Source organism: Clostridium sp. BNL1100, assembly GCF_000244875.1.
Classification (GTDB): Bacteria; Bacillota; Clostridia; order Acetivibrionales; family DSM-1351; genus Ruminiclostridium.
This window is the reverse complement of record NC_016791.1, coordinates 405,482-429,026: the sequence shown is the minus strand read 5'-3', so window position 1 is coordinate 429,026 and position 23,545 is coordinate 405,482. Positions and strand designations below refer to the sequence as shown.

Sequence of the window (23,545 nt, the reverse complement as noted above, 5' to 3'; positions counted from 1 at the left end):
TAGATATTATATATTAATTTTTCCCGCAAGAAAAGGAACCGTCTCTTAAACAAATAAGAACCGACATTTAAGCCGATTCTTATTTGTGTGATTTCTTCGATTACTTGTTTTCTTTATTGCAGTCACATGACTGCTGTCTTACTTCTCTATTATCCTGATTTTCTCCAAGCTGGTCGTTTTCAAATGTAAGTTTTTCATTGTCACTGCTTTTTGGTTTACCTTTATCCATATACAGCACCCCTTTTTAAGTTATTTACCTTTAGTATTAATGACTGTTTTGCAAGCCATCAGCATTATTTTATACAAACTATATAAAAATTATAAACCAACTTTTTGCAAGATTGTTTGCTACATCCGAAACGTTGCTTTATCCAATCTGTCGATTTCCGGAATCTCCAAAAGCTCTGCAGAAAGCCTTTGCAATGCCCTGTCCTTCATTTTTGCTTCCAGCATTATATCAATATCCCTATCTGTTTTTTTAGCTGTATGAAGGAAATCCATAAATTCAGATAAGTCAACATAATCAGCATGGCTTCTGAACTCTTTTTCGCTTTTTGGGCTGGAATAATGTACTTTGGGCGGGTCCGGTTCCGCGTTCCAGGTATTGAATATTCTGTCAAGTAAATCTCCTAATTCCTCTCCATAGTTAACGCATCTATGATGATGAACATCCAAAAGCATGGGAATTTTCAAATCTTCGCAAATTCCCAAGACATCGGCTGCCGTGAAGCATTTATCGTCATTTTCAAGAATTATTCTTTTTGATATTCTGTCAGGTAATTTCAAAAAATTCTCCTTGAATCTGTTAATGGATTTTTCTTTGTCACCGTACAGTCCCCCCACATGTAAAACCAACTTGTATCTAAAATCATTTAATCCCATAGCCTCGAAAAGCTTCACATGGTAATCCAGATCACGAATTGAGGATTCCAGAATTTCAGGCTTAGTTGGGTTTAGTATTGTAAAATGGTCAGGATGTGCACTTATCCTAAAATTATTGGTTCGTATATATTCACCCAGACGTTCAAATTCATCATGAAAGTCGGATACATAATCCCAATCCTTCAGGTCACCGTGAGTAGCCAACGGAATTAGTTTCGAAGTCAATCGATACACTTTTATATTTAATGCAAGACTATTTTTGAGAATCCTCAAGGTATTGTTAATATTGCATTTTGCAACCCGTTCCAATCTTGAACGTTTTCCGGCTTCATCCTTGATCTTACTGTATAGGGAATATGTTACCGTTCCTGACGGTGAACAGTCTTCAAGGTCCAGTGTCATTGCTACAAATCCAAGTCTGAATATCATTTGTTTCTCCATTTAAACTAATTTTTTCGGCATTTTACCATATATATTTTATGATTCTTATTAATCCTTAATATTATGCAGGTACTCATTGAAATAAATGCTCCAAGTATCGCTAATACCATATCTTTTTGACAGTCCCATAAATCTCCTTGAAAGCCCAAAAAAGCTTCTATACGTACGTCGTTTAAAATCATTGTTGAAAACAGCTGAAAAATTTCGTAGAGTGCTGCTGCCGCCAGAATAATTACCACCGAAAGCATACACGCACCAATGTATCTGATTCGCAACCTGTAATATATACTTTCTAAAACCGGTATTGAAATAAGAAGACCAAAAACAAAATTAACCACTCTGTCAAAATGATTTCTATGGACACCAAAAAGTCTGCTAATCCAAGCTCCTACAGGACAGGCAGCATAGGTATAATGAGCCCCTACTGCATGTAAAACTAAGACCGTCAGAATACAGAAATAAGCTGTATTTGTAAGCCTGTTTTTTGTGTATAAAAATCCAAGAATTACTATTACGATAAGGGGAATAATACTTTCAAACCACCATTCAAAGGTTTCAACAGGTTTTATTGATAAAATGATAAAAACTATAAAATAGGCTGCAATCATTGCGTGCAGAACACGGTTTTTTCTAAAAGGAATCTGGGCTTTCCTTGTGTCAAGAAGTGAAAATTTTTTCATGAATTTAGACATATTCTATCTCCAATCAAATTATATTAATGCAGTTTTCACCATCCTGGCTTTTCAGGCAATTTTTATGGTAAAATTATTAGACAACTAAGGCTTTTGCCATAGTATTATATATACTTATATAATACGCAAATATGTTTAAAAAGGGTGATGAATATAATGAACTCTTTCGGTATCTTAAAGGATAAATTCGGCAATGTTATAGGTCAGATGATAAAATATGGCCTTGTAGGCTTAATTAATACACTTATCACCATGATAGTACTTTTTGTTCTTCAGAATGCTTTTGGTGTTTCCTACAAGCTTGCAAACGGTGCAGGCTATGTATGCGGATTTATTAACAGTTTTATTTTAAATAAATTATGGACATTCAAAGGTAATCAGAAGTCCACATTAAGCCAGTTTATACGGTTTGCACTGGTTTTTGCAGGGTGCTATGCAGTACAGCTGGGATTTGTTATTCTGCTTGTGGAAACAATTCACATTGAGAAAAATATTTCTCAGCTTATAGGAATGGTTTTTTATACCCTTGTAAGCTTTTTGCTGAATAAAATATTTACGTTTAAGGATTAACAGAAAAAACCGGCTTAATTCCTTGCAATGTTACAAATACTATTTGTAACTAAATCAAGGAGGCTGGTTGATTATGCAGGAAGAACTTGTTTTTCTATATACCAATTTATCAGATGCAAAAAATGTACTGGGCAATTTGAAGGATAACGGAATACGAAAGGCATACCTGACCACTACTGAATTCGGACTTCATATCGGCATAAGCCAGAAACAGTTAATTAGAAAATTTCCCGGAGCTCTTCCTTCAACTGTTGTAAAAGTGGTAGTTGAAGTGGAACCTCACAATAAACAAAATGCAGTTTCTGTGCTTGAAGAAAGTTATGGAGTTGAAGACATTAAAATATTAAAGGATTATTACAATAAAAGATGAATATTATATAATAGGAAAACTTAACCAGTAGCATCAAATACCAGGAATGCGGGGTGATAGTGTGAAAGCTATTATTATGGCAGGCGGCGAAGGTTCTAGGCTCCGACCCCTTACTTGTGATTTACCAAAACCGATGGTTCCTATAATAAACAAACCTGTATTGGAACATACTATTGGTTTATTAAAAAGTTATGGTATTACAGACATTGGTATAACTTTGTTGTACCATCCTCAAATAATCAAAGATTACTTTGGCAACGGACATTCTCACGGAGTAAATATATATTACTTTCTTGAAGAATCTCCTTTAGGTACTGCAGGCGGGATAAAAAATGCCCGGGACTTTTTAGATGAGACCTTTATTGTAATAAGCGGGGACTCTCTTACTGATTTGGATGTTGATAAAGCTCTGAAATATCACCAATCTAAAAAGTCTATTGCTACACTTATACTTGCAAAGGTTGATGTCCCTCTGGAATATGGAGTTGTTTTAACGGATGAAGACGGCTCTGTAAAGGGATTTGTTGAAAAGCCCAGCTGGGGTGAGATTTTCAGCGACATGGTTAACACCGGTATATACATACTGGAACCCGAAATTCTGAGCTATATTGAATCGGGTAAAAATACGGATTTCAGCCGGGATGTATTTCCTACTCTCCTCTCCTCATCCAAAAAAATCTTTGGCTATGTCACCAATGACTACTGGTGCGACATAGGCGATACACATTCTTATATTAACTCCCATTGTGATATTCTCAATGGAAAACTAAAAATAAATATCGGCGACCAATTAAATGAGAATGTATGGGTTGGCCCCGGTACGGTTATTGATAAAAGTGCCCGGATTATACCTCCGTGTGTTATAGGTTCCAACTGTAAAATCGGTAGTGGTTCAGTTATTGGAAGCTATGCCGTTATTGGCAATAACACAATTGTCAAAAACGATGTATCCGTAGTAAGAAGTATTTTATGGGACAACTGCTATGTTGAGAATGGAAGCGAACTCCGAGGGGCAATACTGTGTAATCATGTTAATCTCAAGAATTATGTCTCAGTATTTGAAAATTCTGTAATAGGTGAAGGCTGTAAAATAAATGAAAGGTCTATAATAAAGCCAAATATACGGCTTTGGCCGGAAAAAGTTGTAGAACCCCTTGCCATAGTTGATAGAAACATGATTTGGGGGTCAAAACATAATAGTAAGATTTTCGGAGAAAACGGTATATCTGGTATTATAAATGTAGATATTTCCCCTGAATACGCTACAAGACTTGGGGCTGCTTATGGCTCTCACCTTAAAACAGGTTCTAAAGTTGTAGTCAGCTCAACTAATTCAAACTCCGCCCGGATGTTCAAACATGCTTTTATTTCCGGAATACTCTCTGTAGGTATTGAAGTATTCAATATGAGCAGTCTTCTTACTCCAATATCAAGATATGCTATAGGCTTTCTAAAAGCAGAAGGGGGAATCCATATAAAGACTGATATGGATAATCCCAATTTAATAAGAGTGGATTTTATGGATTCGAGAGGTACTTCAATAAGTAAGTTCTCTGAACGCAAAATAGAAAATTCCTTCTTTCGTGAAGACTTTAAAAGATGCTCATCCCAACAGATCAGCAGATTAAATAACATTACTGATTTCAGCAGCTATTACGTAAGAAACCTTATCAAGAATACCAATGTAAATGCTATAATGCAGCACAGCCCAAGGATATGTATATTTTCCAAATCTGAATTTGTTTGTTACATTGTGGGCCCTATGCTTACAAACATGGGCTGCCAGACTATCTGCTATGAAAACTACTCTGATATATCCTCGGTAACTTCAGTATTAGTTGAAACTAATTGCGAATTTGGTGCTATAATTGACAGTAACGGTGAAAATCTTACTCTGATAAGCAGAGAAGGTATTGTTGTAAAAGATGATTTATTTGAAGCTTTTATTTCCCTGATTATTTTTAAAAGATCACCGGGAACGACCTTTTATGTACCTATTACAAGTTCTGATGTAATAGAAAGGCTTGCTTCAAGATACCGTTGTGTTGTAAAAAGAACTAAAAATTGTCTACAGGCTGTTATGGATGAGATTTTAGGTGAAAGAAGCAGCTCAGCCGGTTCTGACCAGCTTGTACTTAATTTTGATGCTATAGCAGGTCTTGTTAAAATAATTGAATACATGTGTGTGTCGGGAATAACCTTAAACCAGCTGCTTTTGGAAATTCCTAAAATTTACATAGACAAAAAGAGCATTTACTGTCCCTGGGAGTTAAAAGGCATGGTAATGCGAAGAATAATAAATGACAATAAAGACAAAAAAGCTGAACTTCTCGATGGAATTAAGCTATACCTTGAAGACGGCTGGGTGCTTATAATACCTGATGCCGATACTCCGGCTTTTAAAATAATTTCTGAAGGAAGTTCTGCAATTACGGCCAAAGAACATTGTGTCAGATTTCACAATATTGTTGAAAGGATTATTACAAATAGTTAATATGAGGACAATTACAGCAGAAGAAAACCATGAAGGTAAAAAGATTGACAGGGTAGTACGTGATTTTTTCCCCAATCTTGCCTCGGGTATGTTATACAAGGCACTTCGCAAAAAGGATATAAAAGTAAACGGAATACGTATAAAAGAGGACTATATTGTCAGTTGCGGAGACAAAATAGATGTCTATATTATTGACGATTATCTGTTTGGCCGTAATGACGAAGGTTTTTCAGTGGTTTATGAAGATGACAACCTTTTGATTGTAAACAAGGAAGCAGGAATTCCTGTTCATCCTGATAAAAATCAAAAAGAAGCAACTCTGATTGATAAACTTCAAAGCATATACGGGTCAAATCTGGCCTTATGTCACAGACTTGACAGAAATACCAGTGGGCTGGTGATAATCGCTAAAAATAATGCCACCCTTGAAGTTATTCTGGATAAAATAAAGGAAAGAGAAATACAGAAGTACTACAGTTGCATTGTATCCGGTAAAATGGAGAAAAAGAAAGCAGAACTGGTTGACTATCTGGACAAAAACGAAAAGCTCAGTAGGGTATTTATAACCTCTGAAAAAACCAGAAATTCCGTTCAGATAATAACCAGATACCGTGTCATGGATTCTTTGAATTCCCTTAGCTTGCTGGAGGTAGAGCTGGTTACAGGCAGAACCCATCAAATAAGGGCCCATCTTGCCTATTATGGCCATCCAATAATAGGAGACGGCAAATATGGCAAAAACACCGAAAACAAGCAGTATAATGCAAAATATCAGCTTCTTTGTGCCAGCAGGCTTACTTTTGACTTTCAAAGCTCTGCCAGACATTTAAATTATCTGAATAAAAAAACGATTACCATTGACCCGCCATTCAGTCTGAAACAGGTAGCCGGTAATCAGAGTAAAAAACCGTGAACAAAAAAATGACTTCAACCAATTCATTGAAGTCATTTTTTGTGTTTTACTTCTTCATAAACATTTCTACAAACAGCTTGCCGTATGTGGGACTCTCTACAACACCAATCCCTGTGTGGGTAAATTCTTTGTTGTAGAGATTGTTTCCGCTTTCTTTAAGCCATGCTGTCAAAGCCTTTTCCATTGATTGATTTCCTGCAAGGTTCTCACCTGCAACACTAAACTTTACACCGTATTTTTTCATCATATCAAATGGAGTTCCGTAATATGAAGATGTATGGCTGAAGTAATTATTATTTTTCATATCAGTTGCCTTCATTCTGGCTAACTTTAAAAGTTCTTCATCAAAAACCAGAGGATTCAGCCCTTCTTCTTTTCTGGCCTTATTAACCATATCCAGCATGGCCTTTTCATCAGGCGAAACATCTATAACCTTAGCTGCAACAGTCTGCTGTGCAGTGGTCTTAACCGTTTCTTTAGCTGTACTGGCCTGCTTTGTTTTGACTGTAGCTTTCTTCGGCTGGATAACTTTGAAATACCGGGATGATACTGCACCTATATTTCCATTGGCACTGTCATAAACCGCATACCAGTCTCCCAGCTTTCCCATGACAGTTAACTTTTGCCCTTTTTTCAGTTTACACAGACTGTCAAATTTGGTATTTGGGCCGGTACGCAAGTGTACATCCTGTGCCGTAACCGTTCCGGCTGTTGAAGCCACTTGCTGATAAGATTGTGATGCATCTACCCTGTACTGTAATGTACTAACAGGTAAAAAGGTAAATGCGGAAACCATAATACTCAATACTATCGCTGCTTTTTTCCTTGTTTTCACTACAACCCCTCCTGCTTCTAAATAACTATATTTGGATAAATCACCTTATGTTGATAGTATTGACATGTTTTCCATAATTATTTACAATATTGAGAAATATTAATGAAAAGAACAAAAAAACAGGCAGACATCATAATATATGATATCCTGCCTGTTTTGTATTTTTAGTATTATTACTTAATATGCTTTACCCCAGTATACCATTGATTTTGCAGGTTTTCCGCAGCACATACACTTGTCTGACAGTTGTTCCTGCTCAAAAGGCATACATCTTGCCGTTGCACCTGTCTTTTCCTTAACCAGGTCTTCACACTCACGGTCGCCGCACCACATACCTTTTACAAAGCCGGGTGTATTATTTATGATTTGCTCAAACTCATCAATAGTTGTCGCAGTATAAGTCTTTTTATCCCTTAGCTCTCTTGCTTTTTCAAGAAGTGAGTTTTGTATATCTTCAAGAGTGTTTTTAACTGTTTCTTCCAGATTGTCCAAAGAAACAAATATCTTTTCTCTGTTATCTCTTCTTACCAATACAGCCTGATTCTTTTCAATATCTTTTGGCCCTATTTCAAGACGCATAGGAACACCTTTCATCTCATATTCACTGAACTTCCATCCGGGCATTTTGTCGCTATCGTCCATTTTTACCCTGAACTTAGTGGAAAGCTTGTCTTTTAATTCATTTGCTTTCTCCAAAACACCTTCCTTATGCTGAGAAACAGGTATTATAATCAACTGTGTAGGCGCTACTGCCGGAGGAAGAACCAAACCGCTGTCATCTCCGTGCACCATTATGATAGCACCTATAAGACGAGTAGTTACACCCCATGAGGTCTGATGTACATATTGGAGTTGATTGTTCTTATCTGTATATTGAATATCAAAAGCTTTTGCAAACCCATCACCAAAATTATGGGATGTACCCGACTGTAAAGCCTTTCCATCATGCATGAGGCTTTCAATCGTGTAGGTAGCATGAGCTCCTGCAAATTTTTCCTTGTCGGTTTTTCTTCCTTTTATAACAGGGATTGCAAGTACATTTTCCAAAACATCAGCATATACGTTAAGCATTTTTATGGTCTCTTCCTGAGCTTCCTCTGCTGTAGCATGTGCAGTATGCCCTTCCTGCCACAGAAATTCCAGTGTTCTCAAAAATGGTCTTGTAGTCTTTTCCCATCTTACTACAGAACACCATTGGTTGTAGAGCTTTGGCAGGTCTCTGTAGGATTGGATAGAGTTTGAATAATGCTCGCAAAACAAGGTTTCAGACGTAGGTCTGACGCAAAGCCTTTCTGTCAGCTTTTCATCTCCTCCGTGAGTTACCCATGCAACTTCAGGTGCAAATCCTTCAACATGCTCCTTTTCCTTTAACAGTAAGCTCTCAGGTATAAACATAGGCATATAAACATTTTCATGTCCTGTAGCCTTAAATCTTGTATCCAGTGCCTCCTGAAGATTCTCCCATATTGCATAGCCATAAGGCTTGATAACCATACAACCTCTAACACTTGAGTAATCTACAAGTTCAGCCTTCTTTATAACATCGGTATACCACTGAGCGAAATCATCATTCATAGAAGTTATTTCTTCTACCAGTTTTTTATCCTTAGCCATCGTTACCTCCAGTACTGTATTTGAACACTTATTAATATTTATTAATCAGTAATCTGCCCACCGACTTATTTAACAATCCCGGCAGATAAGTCGAAAAAGTTCTAACTACTATTATATAATATATTTACCATGGTATGTCAATAGCACTTGCACGGGCCTCAAAGGTTATAATATAATGTGTTTGTACATTTTTTAAGAATTGGAGAATACTATGAAAGTTGGAATAGGCCAGGACAGCCACAAATTTGATTTTCACAACAACACTAAAAAGTTTATACTAGGCGGCGTGGTTTTTGATGATGTAACGCCATTAGATGGAAACAGCGATGCAGATGTAGTTCTCCATGCACTTACCAACGCAATATCCGGTGTAACTTGCGTCAACATACTTGGAAAAATCAGCGATGAAATGTGCCTTGATAGAGGAATTACAGATAGCTCCGAATATTTGCGGGAGGCTCTCAAATATCTGGTTGATGTTAAAGTAGTACACGTCTCAATTTCAATAGAGTGTTCCTACCCTAAGATATCACCCAAGATTCCCGAAATGCGCAAGTCCATATCTGAATTATTAAGTATTCCGGAAAACTGTGTCGGAATAACAGCCACAACCGGTGAAGGTCTAACCGCATTTGGTCAGGGTAAAGGCGTTCAGGCTTTTTGTATAGTTACTGCAATATAAAAACTGTAAAAAATGGGCTGATGTTTTAGCCTATACTCAGAGTATAAATTGTATCAATGGAAGCTTGGTTAAAGATATTTGCAGTTGTTTATGGGCGAACGCGGATATTTTACCGGAAAACCTACACGATGTAAGTTTAGCGACACAATGAATCATGGACGATGAATGTGAGCGACGGTAAAATATCCAAAGATGAGCCGCAAAAAACTCTTGCAAATATCTTGGAAGCAATCATTGATATAATTTTATACGGGAGTACCGATAAAACAGTAAAACCATTTTTAACTAAAATTCAATCACTTTGTTTATAAATTCCATATTATCTACTATGTGGGAAACAACAATGAGAATTCCTTTAAATTCATTATTCTTCAAAATATTCAATATAATATCCCTTGTTTCAACGTCCACATTTGAAATAGGCTCATCAAGTATTACAATGTCCTTTTCCAAAAGCATGGCCCGTATAAAGGCAATTACCTGTGCCTGTCCGCCCGAAACCCCAGCCGTATTCTGGGATATTTCCGAATCTAATCCATTTGAAAGCCTGTTTATGTACGATTCCAGATTCAGTTGTTTAATCAGTAACTCAACATCCTCTCGATTCTTTTCGTTCTGACCGTATAGTATATTGTCCAAAACAGTCCCTCTGAATAGGAAAATACTTTGGGACACAATACCAATTCTATCTCTCAGACTTTTGTTATTTATAGTGGATAAATCCGTATCATTAAAAAATATCTTTCCTTCCTCCGGCGTATATAATCCAACCAGAAGCTTTATGAGTGTTGATTTTCCCGAACCGTTTTCACCACGTAAAAGGACTTTTTCGCCTTTGTTTATTTCAAAGTTTAATGAATTAATAACGTTTTTGGCATTGCTGTTATATCTGAATGACACATTTTGTACCTTAATGGAATCTATTTTACTTTCTATATTCTCCGTTTTGCCTTCATTTTCGCCCTTCATGTCCAACAGCTCATACAATCTTTCTATACTCAGACACGCCGGCTTTATTGTGGTTCCCACTGTTGCTAACCCCTGACTTGCGCCAAAAACCCTTCCTATGTATAGTGAAAAAGAAGTATACAGACCTATTGTAAACTGACCTCTAATAATAAGAATTGCTGCAATTAGCAGTATTAAAAGAGTTCCCATATTGTTGGCGATTGTAATATTCTCAATAAAAACTAATATCGATTTACTTTGTTTAATACTTTTCTTTACAAGGTCGTCAAGCTTGTTTTTAAACCTTTTCAGCTGATTTTCTTTTCCGTTCAATACCTTTATGTCTTCAATCCCGTTGATTATTTCAAAACATTCTCCGTTTAAAACAGCATTTGATTCCATCATCTGGTGAGTTACCTTCATGAATCCACCAGCTGACGCCTTGGAGGAAAAGTAAAATACAGGCGATAGAATGACAGTAACCAAAGCCATTTTGAAATTCAACGAAAACATAGCTATTGCCGCTGCCACTGCATCAACGAGACCAAGAACCAACCCTATATTTGACGGCGAAAATACAACACTGACGTTACCACATTCCCCTATTCTGCTTTGTATATATCCCTTTTCTGTATTTAATAAATAACTCATTGGAAGGTCCAAGACCTTACCTATTACGGAGTATCTCATTTCATTGGTAACTTCATTGCTTACTTTGGCAAACATATACTGTGCTACAAAAGAAATAACATACCTGAGTACATATAGCAATGCAATTAATCCAATATAATAATATAATTCTTTGTAGCTCTTAGACCCTGCCACTACATTATCAAGTATATACCCAATAAAGTAAGGTATGGGAACAGAAACAACTGAACACAATATAGTACCTGTAATGCCTATACAAAAAAATAAACGGTACTTTTTGATAAATGGTATTATTTTAAGTAGACTCTTTAAGCTCCCCATAAATCACATTCCCTTCGTACTATTTACTTGAAGATAGCAAAGACTCTCCCATTATTAAATCCTCGGGAGTAGTAATTTTTATATTCTGATAGCTTCCTTCCACGATTTTAACCGGTATGCCCAATTTCTCAACCAAAACCATGTCATCCGTTCCGATATAGTCATTCTGTACGGCTTTATCGTGGGCACCCTTTATAATATCATACATAAAACCCTGAGGTGTTTGAATACTCCAAAGACTGCTTCTGTCCGGAGTTGACTGAACAAACCCATTTTCATCCGAAATCTTGATAGTATCCTTTGACCGTACCCCGATTCCACAAGCTCCATATTCTCTTGCGGCATTTATACAATCCACGATGTTTTTATTTGTTACAAAAGGTCTTGCACCATCATGAATCAATACAATTCCTTTTTCATCCCTAATAGAACAAAGTCCCTTATAAACCGAGATTTGCCGTTCAGCACCTCCGCTCACAAGGGAAATTACCTTTGTAAAATTAAATTTCTCAACTATTTCATGCTTACAAAAATTTATATGATCCTCATTAACAACAAGTATTATATTATCAACTTCAGAACAACTCTCAAATGCACTTATTGTTCTGGCAAGTACAGGTATTCCGGCTATTTTTAAATACTGCTTATTAATACTGGAATTCATCCTTGTACCTTTTCCTGCTGCGGTTATAATAGCCGTTACTTTTTTAGATATATCATTTGAGTTCAAATCGAATTGCCTCCATATCCTTGCGTAAAGTTAATCACTTATATTGGGTTTTACAAAAACCATACGGCCTGCAGATGTCTGAAGTACACTTGTTACCATTACCGGGATTGTCTGACCAAGGTACTTTTTACCCCCGTCCACTACAATCATGGTTCCATCCTCCAAAAACCCTACACCTTGCCCGTTTTCCTTACCGTCTTTCACAACCAGTATATTCATTTCCTCCCCGGGTAGAGCAACAGGCTTAACCGCATTGGCAAGGTCGTTTATATTGAGAACCTGTATTCCCTTTAAAGCCGCAACTTTTGTAAGGTTGTAATCTATTGTTACCAGTTTGCATTTGAGCTTTTGGGCTGTTTTAAGAAGTTTTTCATCAACCTCCTGTATGTCAGGGAAATCTGTTTCGTCTATTCTTACAATATTATTACCTTCCTTTTGAAGCAGATTAAGGATATCCAATCCTCTTCTGCCTCTGGCTCTCCTTAGCCCGTCAGGAGAATCAGCTATATGCCTTAATTCTTCAAGGACGTAAGCCGGAATTACAATGTCACCTTCCAAAAACCCTGCATTGAATATATCAAGAATCCTCCCGTCAATAATTGTACATGTGTCAACAAGTTTCTTATTACGAGCGGAAGACTGTTCCTTAAAAATATCTGCTATGCTTTCATTTTTCTTTCTTTGGGACAGGATAACCCCCATAAGTCCGAATAATATATTAATAATTACTGCAAAGGGGAGCCCTATTATCTGAATTTTTATTATTGGTATACTTACAAGATTTGCAACGATAAGTCCAAGTATAAGTCCTGCGGCTCCCAGAACCAGCTCTGACATTGTTACATTCTGTATCCCTTTTTCAATCTTATCAATGAAACCCGTAAGCACTTCAATTATCTTAGCCGCCATAAAATAAAAAATGGCACAGAAAACAGATGAAAACAGTATCACTAATGGTACCCTTAAGTTTTCACCAATTTTTATATTCATTGATAAAATTGTATGTAAAATAGTAAACCCGGTAATAGCTCCTAGAATAGAAAAAGATATTTTAATAATCCTATTTAGCACATTCATTCTCCTTCAAAGGCTTTTCAGCCGTAAAGGTACTCTTGGATTTTAATCTCAACTTCATGCTGATTAATGCCTTTTGCAAGAACTAATTCACTTATTAATATCTGTTTGGCACTGCTTAACATTTTTCTCTCACCAGTAGAAAGCCCTTTTTCCTTTTCTCTTTGCATAAGGCTTCGTACAACATCAGCTACCTCAAAAATATCACCACTCTTAATCTTGACCATATTTTCCCGATAGCGTTTATTCCAGTTGGATGGAATTTCATGCTGGCCGTTCTTTAAAAAATTAAAGACATTATCAGCTTCAGAAACACTTATTACGCCTCTTATGCCTATATCAGTAATGTTGTTAGTAGGTATCATAACCTTTAAATCACCGATAGGTATTTTCATAACATAATAGCTGCATTTCTTCCCAAGTATTTCCTTCTCCTCTATGGATTCAATAACACCCGCACCATGCATGGGATATACAATTTTATCTCCTACGTTATACATAGCATTCCTCCATAAAAAATAACGCAAATCTATCCACTATTTGTATATCCAAAAGCTCTTGTGAATCTAAACGCAATATCTATATTCAGTCAAGCTGTTAATAAAAATAAAACAAAAAATACTAAAACGCACTAATACTATAGTTGAGTGCGTTTGGATTAATTTATATAAAATTGTCTCAATAATTCAAGTATACTACAAAGAATATTTAATGTCAAAAATCAAACATATCTATTAACATTTAAAATTATTTTTGTTAAATATTGTTTTTTGGGGTTTGACAGTACTTATAGGTAAAAGTATAATAAAATCAGACATCTAAATACTGAGGTGAATCACATGAAGGATATACTTGTAGATGATTTTCAATACACTGCGCAGGAGCTGCTTGTAAGAAATAGGAGTATTCTAGACTTAATTACGAAATATCAGGATTCAAATTCCAGAGTAAACAGAGCGGTTATTAAATCTGTTACTCAATGTGGCTGTTTAACCATCAATGCCCACAAACAGGATATTCCTGCTGATGCCAACTTTGATGAAATGAAGAACTCTGTGAACGGACATGTTGAAGGTGCTTTATGTGACAATTGCAGGGATGCGATAGAACGTGATATTGGAAGAAATCTGTTTTATCTGGCTTCCATCTGCAACACATTGGATTTAAATCTTTATGATATTATTTTAAAGGAAAACGACAGAATACGGATGCTTGGCAAATATAATCTGAGATGATTAAAAGGGATTAACAAATATGTTAATCCCTTGATTTTATTTCCCTGATAACTGACTAATATATTGACCTTTTATCCATTATAGTCTGTTCCTTTATTCTCGAAAGACCTTCAGTAATGGATTTTGCCCGTACTTCGCCGATGCCTTCCACTTTATCCAGATCTTCTATACTTGCCTTTATTACTCCCTGAAGATTCTGAAACTCACCAATTATATTTTTCATTATGGTAACAGGAAGTTTTGGCAACCGACTCAACATTCTGTATCCCCTTGGTGAAACGGCAGTATCCAGTGAAATTGCGGCTCCTGAGAATCCCAATAATTTTGCAACGCTTGCAAGATCTACGAGTTCATCGTTTGACAAATTGCGAAGTTGTTTTATTATGTCATTTGTATTTTGCCCGTCTTTTTTTATTTGATAATCCTCAATAACAAGCCATACATTGTTCTCAACATTCTGAAGAAGTTCCTCCAGCTGCATACTGCTAAGTCTTCCTTCATTGCCCAATTCGCAAATGTACCTGTCAATTTCATCAACAATTCTCATTACCATTTCTGTTCTTTGGATAACATATGCCACATCGTTGAGTGTAACTATATCCTCGAGTTCCAGTACATTTAAATTCTTTATTCCTGCATCAAGTACGCTTTTATACTTTTCCAGCGTTTGCAATGCCTGATTTGCACGGGTTAATATTGTGGAAGTATCCCTTAGAATATATTTCCTGCTATCCTTGTAAAGAGTAATAACATTTCGTCTTTGGGAAATACATAAAACAATCTCTCCTGTTTGTTTTGCAAATCTCTCTGCTGTTTTATGTCTTGTCCCTGTTTCAGTGGTTACTATACTAGCGTCAGGTATGAGGAGTGCATTTGCATACAGAATCACCTTTAAATCCTTACTGACCACTATTGCTCCGTCCATTTTTGCAAGTTCATAAAGGTGTGATGAGGTATAAGGTTTATTTATGGTAAATCCGCCATCAACTATCTTTATTACCTCTGGAGAGTCCCCGATTACAATCAAGGCACCGGTTTTTGCCTTTAATATGTTTTCCAGACCCTCTCGGAGTGAAGTTCCCGGTGCCATCATCCTCAAAACATCTAAAAAGCTGTCATTTTTTAATCTCTCCAACCTCATTTTAAATTGCTCCTCCATTTGACTCTATTCTTTATATTTATCCTAGACTATTTTACAATAAATTGATATATATAACAATTTGTATTATTTAAAAACCATACCTATTACTTCTTGAATTGACTTTACTTCATGTACTTTTATATTCTTTATGTCAAGTGATCTTATAAGTGCATTCTTAGCTACATAAACATGTCTGAATCCTCTCCTGTCAAGCTCTCTGATTCTCAATTCAAGAGAAGGCACCTTTTTAAGTTCTCCCGTAAGTCCGACATCGGATATGAAAGCTGTGTCATTGGGTATTTCCTTATCATAAACAGATGATACAATGCTCATAATTATTGACAGGTTTACAGCAGGCTCTTTAAACTTTAAGCCCCCTGTGGTCTTTATAACAACATCCTTATCATACAGAGATATTTTTCCCCTCTGTTCAAGTATGGATATCAGAGTGTTGAGCTGTTCTCTTCTCACACACTCTCCGATTCTGGAAGGAAACGGCGTATATGTCTTTGATACAAGGCTTTCTATCTCTACTATAATCGGTCGTGAACCGTCTTTTACAACGGTAAGTGCACTTCCTGACACTTTTTCATTTTTATCCCTGGTGGTCATGAAATATTCCGACGGATTATCTATTGATTCGAGGCCGTTTTCTGTCATTGAAAAATAGCCCCGTTCCCATGTACTGCCAAATCTGTTTTTAGATACTGAAAGCCCTCTGAGTTCCTCTTCGTTATCGCCATCCAATATAAGCACAGCATCCACCAAATGTTCAAGGGCCCTGAGTCCAGCTATTTCCTCGCTTTTATTCATCTGTCCTACCAGAAAAACCGCTCTGGGCCTGACAGGGTCTTTTGCCAGTTTCAGAAGTTCATTGGCACACTCCATAGTCTGTGTAGGAGAACCTGCTCTGGAACCGGGGAAGCCTTCCAGCACAAATGTCTGTATACTGTCTACTATTAAAAGGTCCGGGTCTACCTCTGATACAACACTTAGTACATTATCCATACTATTGTCAGAATATACCCACACGCTATCCTGAATCTTACTAAAGATCCGGTCGGCTCTGCTTTTTATCTGGCTTTCGCTTTCCTCACCGGATGCATAAAGCACCTTCAGCCCTTTTGAAGCAACATCTCCAGCAACCTGCAAAAGCAGAGTGGATTTTCCTGCACCGGGTTTAGCTGTGATGATAGTTATTGAGTCCTTGACTATTCCTCCGCCCATAACCCTGTTGAACTCACTGATGCCCGTTACAATACGGTCACTGTTACCGGCCTTAACGTGAGTCAGCTTTACTATGGGCTTTGTTACCCTTGCCGAAGCAGACCGGGTATTCTTTTGATTTTGTATTTCCTTTTCTTCAAAGGTGTTCCAGCTATCGCACTCCGGACATCGCCCCACCCATTTTGAGGATTCGTAACCACAATTGCTGCATTTGAAAACCGTCTTATTTTTTATGTTAACCAACCCCATTTTTTACTTTTAATTTATCCTTATATATTGCACATCACAGCACACCTGCATTTATAAGCTCTGAATAGACGTGTACGTACATTGCGTGAGACCATGTAAGGGGAATTATCCATTCGGGTTTTCCCGTGTCCTTGTTAACCTGTTCCGGCAGCAGTCCCATTTCTGTTTTTCCGTTTACAGCCCATATAAGGTATTCCTTTGCTTTTTCATAGTTGCCTGATTTCGCATGGTACAATGCTATCCAAAGGGTGGTAAGAATCCATGGATTCCCACCTATATATGTGTCGTTTTCATATCTCTTTATACCTCCGACTCCTTGTACTGTGAGGACTTGTTCGATTAAAGAAACCGTATCTCTCAGCATAGGATCATCCAAATCAAAAATTCCAAATGGTATACCCAGCCCAACAAGGCTTACATCTACAATCCAATCCTCTTTGGTTACATCCCTCACGTAACCCTTTGGATTTACTGTAATTAACATTGTATCGCCGGATGGTTCCTGTCCGAAGCCATTTAGTTTTACCCTAATGCTTCTGATAAATCGTCTGTAATCTTCTTTCCAGAAGTATTTTACTATTGCTTTTTTAATATTGTCTGCTGTTTGATGCCATATAGTAAAATCTTCCGGTGCTTTTCCAAGTATACGTGCTATTTCCGCAGCGGACCTGAGTCCTGCACATACCGAAGCGGAAGAGTATGCATGTTCGCCGTACCTTTCTTCCCATAAGTCAAAGCTAGGGCTTGGAAGACCTGTTTCACTGTCTATAAACCTTACAAGGAAATTTGCCGCTGCCTTAACACTATCCCATACGGATTTCAGAAAATCTGTGTTTTTTGTATAGTTGTAATGGCTTAACATTCCCCATATAATTGTCCCGGTCTCATCCACCTGAAGACCCCAGCACGGGCCTAAATTACCATTCATATGATATCTCTGCTGCCAGCTGCCATCCTCATCCTGAACCTTTACAGCCCATTTATAGAAATGGGCTACACTTTCGCTTAACCCGCCAATATCCAATGCACCTGTTATAAAGGCAGCATCCCTTCCCCAACAGTAAGCATATTTACCGCATTTCGTAAAGTATTCATCGGCTTCGGGAGCAGCCATTAACCCTCCGCTGTTTTTGTTGTACATTAATTTGAATACAAGAAGTGACCTTTTGTACAATTCATCCAAAAATGTGTTACCTGACTTTAGTTGTGTTGTTTTCTCCAGATAGTTCTTCCAGTACTGTCCCGTTTCCCTGAAGGCCGTGAGCCCTCCTACTGTTTTTACTTTTCTTACAAGAGCTTTACATGATTTTAAGCTATCTGATGCACATAGATATACATTAACGGTCTTTACGGTGTGAGGCTGAAAAACTCCCAGATCCCATGAGACGGCTGCATCCTTCATCATTCCTATATCGTCCTTGCCGTACAGATATGTATTAATTGCGGCATCATTGGCATTATTCCCGATTTGGAACTGGTATACCGGAATATCTGAAGTAATGGCAATATAGCTATCCGGCTTATAGTGAACCATTGCTTCATTCATGAAATCAAACAAGCTGCATGCCACCTCGGAATCACTACTGGCGGCGGCTGAAAAACTCATTAGTCCCAATTCCCTGCTCTCATTATGAAGATTCTCAATTTCAAGTCTTCGTACCAAAACATCCATTTCAGGATGTACAAAGTCATATAGTACTACCTTGTATCCCTCAAAAAAATTTGTAACCGTGTTTTTAATTATATTGGAATCAGGAAGGTATTCCTGATGATTATCGCATCGGATATCATTAAGCCATACAGTGCTTCCGATTTTGTTTTTGTCAAATAGCCCCAGAAACATTTTATCTAAATGCTGTACGTAATCAATATCAGGCCAAAAAAGTCTTAAAAGTTCTGCTTTTTCGCTAAAACATGCCAGCATTGAAGAATTCCCTGAGATTGCGTTGTTATAATATGATTTTTGCATAAAAACCTCCGCATTTTACTACCTCATTATAGCATATTGAATTTACAGAGTATCAAATTATATAAATAATTTAATCAGTTTATGCACAAACTATTTCGGATAAATACTATTATGGAGGAAAAAATGCATACTTTATTTATTAATTTAATTTTTTATATTAGTGAGCTTATACAGATATTGGTATTCATAGCAGGCTGCTATTTTTTTGGAATATCTGTTTTCGGCTGGATTAAAAGAAAGGAAAAACTCTCACGAACTATTGTCCCTGCAAAAAAGTTTGCTCTTGTAGTAGCCGCCCATAACGAGGAGCTTGTAATCGGCCACATTGTAGACAGCCTTTTTAAACTAAACTACCCCAGAAATTTATATGATGTTTTTGTAATAGCTGATAATTGTACAGACAATACTGCTTTAATTGCCCGAAAGTTCGGAGCCAAGGTACATATCCGTGAGGATGCCTCGAAAAGGGGAAAAGGACATGCACTTGAATGGATGTTTAACAGGATTTTTGATATGGACACAAATTATGATGCCGTTGCTGTTTTTGATGCTGATAATCTGGTCTCGCCAAACTTTCTGCTGGAAATGAACAAGCAGATGTGCAAGGGCTTCAAGGTAGTTCAGGGCTACATTGACAGTAAAAACCCGTATGACAGCTGGATAACCTGCTCTTATTCCATTGCCTTCTGGCTTTCAAACAGAATTTTTCAGTTGCCGAGATACTATCTCAAGCTAAGCTGTGGGCTGTGCGGAACCGGATTTTGTATTGATACTTCCATACTTAAATCTTTAAAATGGGGAGCCACATGTCTGACCGAGGATCTGGAATATACCATGAAACTTGCCTTAAATGGAGTTAAAATAGGATGGTCCCACGAAGCCGTGGTTTATGATGAAAAACCCATTACCCTTAGACAGTCATGGCACCAACGAAAAAGATGGATGCAGGGACATGCGGAGTGTGCTCAGAAATATCTTGGAGCTTTATTTAAGAAAGCTTTTTTTAAAGGTGACCTTACATCTCTTGACTGTGCCTTATATTTGTTTCAACCCATAAGATTTATTTTTGTGGGATTAATGACTGTTATGATGTGGGTTCAAACGGTTTATCCCCAATTTCCTCTTTACAGTGTACAATATGTGTTTCCCGTTCAGGTGTGGTATTTAATGGGCCTATTTGAGGTACTCTACGGGCCTTTGATTATTCTCGCAGAGAAGAAGTTCAGTCTTAAAGTTATACTTGGTTTTATTATATATCCCTATTACTGCCTTACATGGGTTCCCATTACAATACAAGGCTTTCTGGAGAAAAACAACAAAGAGTGGAACCACACTGTCCATACAAGACAGATTAGTATAAGTGAATTGGAGAACAGCAACGGATAACTCTATGGCTTCGTTCTCATAAGTGTTTACAAACCCAAAAGAGGAATGCCATGGGGCACTCCTCTTTTGGGTTTGTAAGTATGAGTTTTGACTTATCCTGCGTATGCTTTTACATCACTGTATAAGCTACTACTGAGACTGCTGCTTATAGCTGATTGGGCTGTTCCGTTACCACCGCAATGTGAAGTGCAGAAATTCCAGCATTGACATGAACTAGTGCAAAGGTCAAATGCCGTAATTGTGTTAAAAACTAAATTACTTCTTTTTGATAGTTTCTTCATAAAAATACCTCCTTAAAAGTTTTTTTATGTAATCATTTAATTAAATAAATGATATACCCCTGCTATCATTAAACTGCTTGAAGCTTATCCGAAGAATTACTGCATATATTTATTATGGCCTCTGCCAGATTAGATAATTTCCAAACGGTATAATCATTTTCAGCAAATATATTTGAAATCTCTTTTCCGAATATTTTTTCAAGTTCTTCAACAATATAGATGGCATATACAATCGGATATTTATGATGACATCCAATAATATTATCATTTTCATCTTCTATATTAATCCCTGTTATCTTCAAAACGGTTTCTTTTATTTCATTCATTACTTCCCTTTTATTCATAGGTTCCCCCTTTTTAAACAAGTGCCACATTGCCTTCTAATTCTTCTACTAAGGAATCCAGCAGGCTATCCTTGACATCAGTATCCAACACATGACAGAATTTAAGTGTTTCATCATTAATAACCGGTATATTATTTACACAGTTCTTTCTGTCCAGAATAAAGTATTCTATATCATGTTCATAAGAAATCCTGAATTGTCTGTCAGACATATAGTAGTAATCTGTAAAGCATCCCAGCCTCCCTTTGCAGAAGTTACGACATTCATACAGATTCTCCACCTTTATTTCATCATTATGATAGGAGCATAGAACATTTATATCTATATTCAGCGCAGAAGATACAATCAGAGGAATCTCTCCAAAATAATTTGTGACATACCTGTTAACAGGAAGTAGACCTCCCGCGACCCCTATTATAATCACATCGTAATCGTCCTTTAATGCTTCTCTGTTTATATAGTAATTAAACATGTATATTTTTTTATCAATTGATATGTCTTTTGACATTAGAAAGGACGGAATCTTTTTGAAGTCGAATAAATCACAATAATCCTTTGTACCAAACTGTAACACCTTGTATCCCTTATCATGAAATTTTTTTCTCAGGTCAAGCTGTGCCTCAAATTTATTACAGCTCTCTCCAATTGACATGACAGTAATCACAGGAATATCCGGCTGTATCATACTATTGTCATATGTAAAATAATTCAGTCCGGTCTCCTGAATATTGTCCAGTATTCTGATATTCTTATTGCAGGAAAATTCTTCGAGACAAAAATCGTATATCTTCTTATTTGTCATAACAATTTTGTTTTTTGCTACGGCAGTGTTAATCCTTTTAATGTATGTGTCTTTCAATTCATTAAAATTTTTATCCAACAAAAGTACTACATCGCATTTATCAATTTCAATGTTATAATCATCAGTTATTATCAAACCGGTTTCAACTTCGTCAAACTCTCCTGCATCTCTGCCGTTTTCGTATGCACCCTCAAGACATACAAGACTTGTAAGCTCGTAGCCACGAAGCATATTACAATATTTTGTTATGCAATTATCCTCCATATTGAAGGGGTAAACCAGAAGCTTATACATACATTTCCTCCTTTCCGAACTTATATCCGAATTCTTTTAAAGCACATATGTTTAGAAGTTTGTCTTGAGCTTCTATAAGAGATTTGGCACAATTCTTCCTTTTGGTAGCCGGGTCAAATTTTCCGTCCTTCTCAGCATATAATGCACACACAGAGCACCAGTTTATGGCCCAGCAGTTTTTACAATCCTTTTCGGTTATTCTTCCTATATTCATTACCTTTGACACCTTTTCCGGATCGGTACCTTCATCCATTTTGCCTATTTTCGTAGCTTTGCTGGTTTCAACCGCTTTTTCACAGGGGTATATTACGCCATCTGTATTCACAAACATTCTCATTGCGCCCGCAATACAAGGTCCTGCGTGGTGCCATGTTTTATTCAGGTCGTTAATATCCTCCATTGTAGAGTAATCAATATCAATACCTGCTTTTATTTCAGACATAAACTTTGGTATTGCTTCTTTTTTTAATTTCTTTACCATTGCCATTAATAATAGAAAGTAGTCATATCTTCTTATATTAACAAATTCATTGCTAAAGGATATATCTCCCTTATAGTTGATTTCCTCCATAAGACTAAGACCGACTCCGGCATCGCATACAACATCTTCTGAACTGAAATAGTTTCTCACTGTACCATAATCAGATTTTGGATTTAAAACAGTATTAAATCTGATATTTTCAATAAACTCCTTGTTATGTTTACTTATCTCTTTAATATTATTAATGATAGTATCAAAGCTGCCTCCTCCATTTGCAAACTTTCTGTTTGCATCATGATCCTTCTTGGAGCCATCAAGGCTTATGGTAACAGAGAATTGATTATTTATTAGAAATTGAGCTATCTCACCTGAAAGAAGTGTACCGTTTGTAGTGATACCATAGTTTGTAATTCTATCGGGATAAGCTTCTTTGACGTATTCTACGCATTTTTTTATTAAGTCGAATCTAAGCAATGGTTCTCCGCCGTAAAAACTTATTCTGACTTTTTCAATTTCATTTGAATGATCATATAGATAGTCAATTGACTTTTTCGCCAGTTCCCATGTCATTGACTTGCCGGAGTGAACTCTTGTGTTATACTGGCCCGAATATGTGCAATAATCACACCTGAGATTGCAGCTTTGTGTAACCTGTAATATGAGGAACTGTACTCTGTGGTCTAGATAATGTTTAATATATTTTGTTTCCGGATGAACTATTTTTTCAACAACATTATCTTTTAAATATCCGCACTTCTGGTATTTTTTAAGACAGACTGCTTCTTTTTCAGTAATCTGTTTTTTACTTAATCTGTCAAGTTCCTGATATTCCTCCTTGCTTATATTTAGGATTTTGTTCTTATTTCTGTCATAAACGTAATATTGTAACGGAGTCTTTAAAAGCTTATATATAATCATA

The 23,545-nt window shown here is 36.8% G+C and carries 23 protein-coding genes; 7 read left to right on the top strand and 16 right to left on the bottom strand.

What is annotated here, in order from left to right; translation table 11 throughout:
- Nucleotides 1–100 precede the first annotated feature (100 nt).
- From CLO1100_RS21195 to CLO1100_RS01860, 3 genes are all read right to left on the bottom strand, one after another.
- Nucleotides 101–229, bottom strand: a complete 129-nt coding sequence (locus CLO1100_RS21195) for a hypothetical protein (protein ID WP_014312069.1) — start codon at nucleotides 227–229, stop codon at nucleotides 101–103.
- Nucleotides 230–348: 119 nt separating this feature from the next.
- Nucleotides 349–1,311, bottom strand: coding sequence for a UV DNA damage repair endonuclease UvsE (uvsE, locus tag CLO1100_RS01865; protein ID WP_014312068.1), 963 nt, complete (start codon nucleotides 1,309–1,311; stop codon nucleotides 349–351).
- Between the two features lie 17 nt (nucleotides 1,312–1,328).
- A complete protein-coding gene (locus CLO1100_RS01860) occupies nucleotides 1,329–2,015 on the bottom strand; it encodes a DUF2238 domain-containing protein (RefSeq protein WP_014312067.1) in 687 nt (228 codons plus the stop codon).
- Between the two features lie 156 nt (nucleotides 2,016–2,171).
- On the opposite strand from CLO1100_RS01860, the gene CLO1100_RS01855 reads away from it, so the two are divergent.
- The 4 genes from CLO1100_RS01855 (at nucleotide 2,172) to CLO1100_RS01840 (ending at nucleotide 6,362) form a co-directional block, all read left to right on the top strand.
- Nucleotides 2,172–2,585 (top strand): GtrA family protein, encoded by a 414-nt coding sequence (locus CLO1100_RS01855; protein ID WP_014312066.1) that lies wholly within the window; start codon nucleotides 2,172–2,174, stop codon nucleotides 2,583–2,585.
- A gap of 73 nt (nucleotides 2,586–2,658) precedes the next feature.
- Nucleotides 2,659–2,955, top strand: coding sequence for a hypothetical protein (locus CLO1100_RS01850; protein WP_014312065.1), 297 nt, complete (start codon nucleotides 2,659–2,661; stop codon nucleotides 2,953–2,955).
- Between the two features lie 46 nt (nucleotides 2,956–3,001).
- Nucleotides 3,002–5,449: a mannose-1-phosphate guanyltransferase gene (locus CLO1100_RS01845; protein WP_014312064.1), complete on the top strand. Its 2,448-nt coding sequence runs from the start codon at nucleotides 3,002–3,004 to the stop codon at nucleotides 5,447–5,449.
- 1 nt (nucleotide 5,450) lies between these two features.
- Entirely contained in the window at nucleotides 5,451–6,362 is a 912-nt protein-coding gene (locus CLO1100_RS01840; protein WP_014312063.1) for an RluA family pseudouridine synthase, read from the top strand.
- 46 nt (nucleotides 6,363–6,408) lie between these two features.
- Here CLO1100_RS01840 and CLO1100_RS01835 read toward each other — a convergent pair whose 3' ends face one another.
- Together CLO1100_RS01835 and proS are read right to left on the bottom strand one after the other, a co-directional pair.
- Nucleotides 6,409–7,197 carry a CAP domain-containing protein gene (locus CLO1100_RS01835; RefSeq protein ID WP_014312062.1) on the bottom strand — a complete coding sequence of 263 codons (789 nt, stop codon included), beginning with the start codon at nucleotides 7,195–7,197 and terminating at the stop codon, nucleotides 6,409–6,411.
- A 177-nt stretch (nucleotides 7,198–7,374) separates the two neighbouring features.
- Complete coding sequence (gene proS, locus CLO1100_RS01830; RefSeq protein WP_014312061.1) at nucleotides 7,375–8,811, bottom strand: proline--tRNA ligase; 1,437 nt, start codon at nucleotides 8,809–8,811, stop codon at nucleotides 7,375–7,377.
- Nucleotides 8,812–9,022: 211 nt separating this feature from the next.
- Between proS and ispF the strand changes: the two genes are divergently transcribed.
- Nucleotides 9,023–9,493, top strand: a complete 471-nt coding sequence (gene ispF, locus CLO1100_RS01825) for a 2-C-methyl-D-erythritol 2,4-cyclodiphosphate synthase (protein WP_014312060.1) — start codon at nucleotides 9,023–9,025, stop codon at nucleotides 9,491–9,493.
- A gap of 285 nt (nucleotides 9,494–9,778) precedes the next feature.
- On the opposite strand, the gene CLO1100_RS01820 is transcribed toward ispF, so the two are convergent.
- From CLO1100_RS01820 to CLO1100_RS01805, 4 genes are read right to left on the bottom strand one after another with little or no spacing between them, the layout of a single operon-like run.
- Nucleotides 9,779–11,413: an ABC transporter ATP-binding protein gene (locus CLO1100_RS01820; RefSeq protein WP_014312059.1), complete on the bottom strand. Its 1,635-nt coding sequence runs from the start codon at nucleotides 11,411–11,413 to the stop codon at nucleotides 9,779–9,781.
- Between the two features lie 19 nt (nucleotides 11,414–11,432).
- Nucleotides 11,433–12,143 carry a 2-C-methyl-D-erythritol 4-phosphate cytidylyltransferase gene (ispD, locus tag CLO1100_RS01815; RefSeq protein ID WP_014312058.1) on the bottom strand — a complete coding sequence of 237 codons (711 nt, stop codon included), beginning with the start codon at nucleotides 12,141–12,143 and terminating at the stop codon, nucleotides 11,433–11,435.
- Nucleotides 12,144–12,173: 30 nt separating this feature from the next.
- On the bottom strand, nucleotides 12,174–13,214 hold the full coding sequence (locus CLO1100_RS01810) for a PIN domain-containing protein (protein ID WP_014312057.1): 1,041 nt from the start codon (nucleotides 13,212–13,214) through the stop codon (nucleotides 12,174–12,176).
- 23 nt (nucleotides 13,215–13,237) lie between these two features.
- Nucleotides 13,238–13,717: a CarD family transcriptional regulator gene (locus CLO1100_RS01805; RefSeq protein WP_014312056.1), complete on the bottom strand. Its 480-nt coding sequence runs from the start codon at nucleotides 13,715–13,717 to the stop codon at nucleotides 13,238–13,240.
- A gap of 339 nt (nucleotides 13,718–14,056) precedes the next feature.
- Here CLO1100_RS01805 and CLO1100_RS01800 point away from each other — a divergent pair, with 339 nt between their 5' ends.
- Nucleotides 14,057–14,452 (top strand): hypothetical protein, encoded by a 396-nt coding sequence (locus CLO1100_RS01800; RefSeq protein ID WP_014312055.1) that lies wholly within the window; start codon nucleotides 14,057–14,059, stop codon nucleotides 14,450–14,452.
- A gap of 55 nt (nucleotides 14,453–14,507) precedes the next feature.
- Here CLO1100_RS01800 and disA read toward each other — a convergent pair whose 3' ends face one another.
- From disA to CLO1100_RS01785, 3 genes are all read right to left on the bottom strand, one after another.
- Nucleotides 14,508–15,593: a DNA integrity scanning diadenylate cyclase DisA gene (gene disA, locus CLO1100_RS01795; protein ID WP_014312054.1), complete on the bottom strand. Its 1,086-nt coding sequence runs from the start codon at nucleotides 15,591–15,593 to the stop codon at nucleotides 14,508–14,510.
- An 84-nt stretch (nucleotides 15,594–15,677) separates the two neighbouring features.
- A complete protein-coding gene (radA, locus tag CLO1100_RS01790; protein ID WP_014312053.1) occupies nucleotides 15,678–17,069 on the bottom strand; it encodes a DNA repair protein RadA in 1,392 nt (463 codons plus the stop codon).
- Between the two features lie 34 nt (nucleotides 17,070–17,103).
- Entirely contained in the window at nucleotides 17,104–19,038 is a 1,935-nt protein-coding gene (locus tag CLO1100_RS01785) for a glycoside hydrolase family 15 protein (protein ID WP_014312052.1), read from the bottom strand.
- Between the two features lie 123 nt (nucleotides 19,039–19,161).
- On the opposite strand from CLO1100_RS01785, the gene CLO1100_RS01780 reads away from it, so the two are divergent.
- Nucleotides 19,162–20,424: a glycosyltransferase family 2 protein gene (locus CLO1100_RS01780; RefSeq protein WP_014312051.1), complete on the top strand. Its 1,263-nt coding sequence runs from the start codon at nucleotides 19,162–19,164 to the stop codon at nucleotides 20,422–20,424.
- A 92-nt stretch (nucleotides 20,425–20,516) separates the two neighbouring features.
- Here the strand turns inward: CLO1100_RS01780 and CLO1100_RS01775 are convergent, their stop codons facing one another.
- From CLO1100_RS01775 to ccpM, 4 genes are all read right to left on the bottom strand, one after another.
- On the bottom strand, nucleotides 20,517–20,705 hold the full coding sequence (locus tag CLO1100_RS01775) for a CLI_3235 family bacteriocin precursor (protein WP_014312050.1): 189 nt from the start codon (nucleotides 20,703–20,705) through the stop codon (nucleotides 20,517–20,519).
- A gap of 68 nt (nucleotides 20,706–20,773) precedes the next feature.
- Nucleotides 20,774–21,049 (bottom strand): hypothetical protein, encoded by a 276-nt coding sequence (locus CLO1100_RS01770; RefSeq protein WP_014312049.1) that lies wholly within the window; start codon nucleotides 21,047–21,049, stop codon nucleotides 20,774–20,776.
- Nucleotides 21,050–21,062: 13 nt separating this feature from the next.
- Nucleotides 21,063–22,145 carry a TIGR04066 family peptide maturation system protein gene (locus CLO1100_RS01765; RefSeq protein WP_014312048.1) on the bottom strand — a complete coding sequence of 361 codons (1,083 nt, stop codon included), beginning with the start codon at nucleotides 22,143–22,145 and terminating at the stop codon, nucleotides 21,063–21,065.
- A complete protein-coding gene (ccpM, locus tag CLO1100_RS01760) occupies nucleotides 22,138–23,544 on the bottom strand; it encodes a Cys-rich peptide radical SAM maturase CcpM (protein ID WP_014312047.1) in 1,407 nt (468 codons plus the stop codon). The genes CLO1100_RS01765 and ccpM overlap by 8 nt, the downstream gene beginning before the upstream one ends.
- Nucleotide 23,545: the final 1 nt, after the last annotated feature.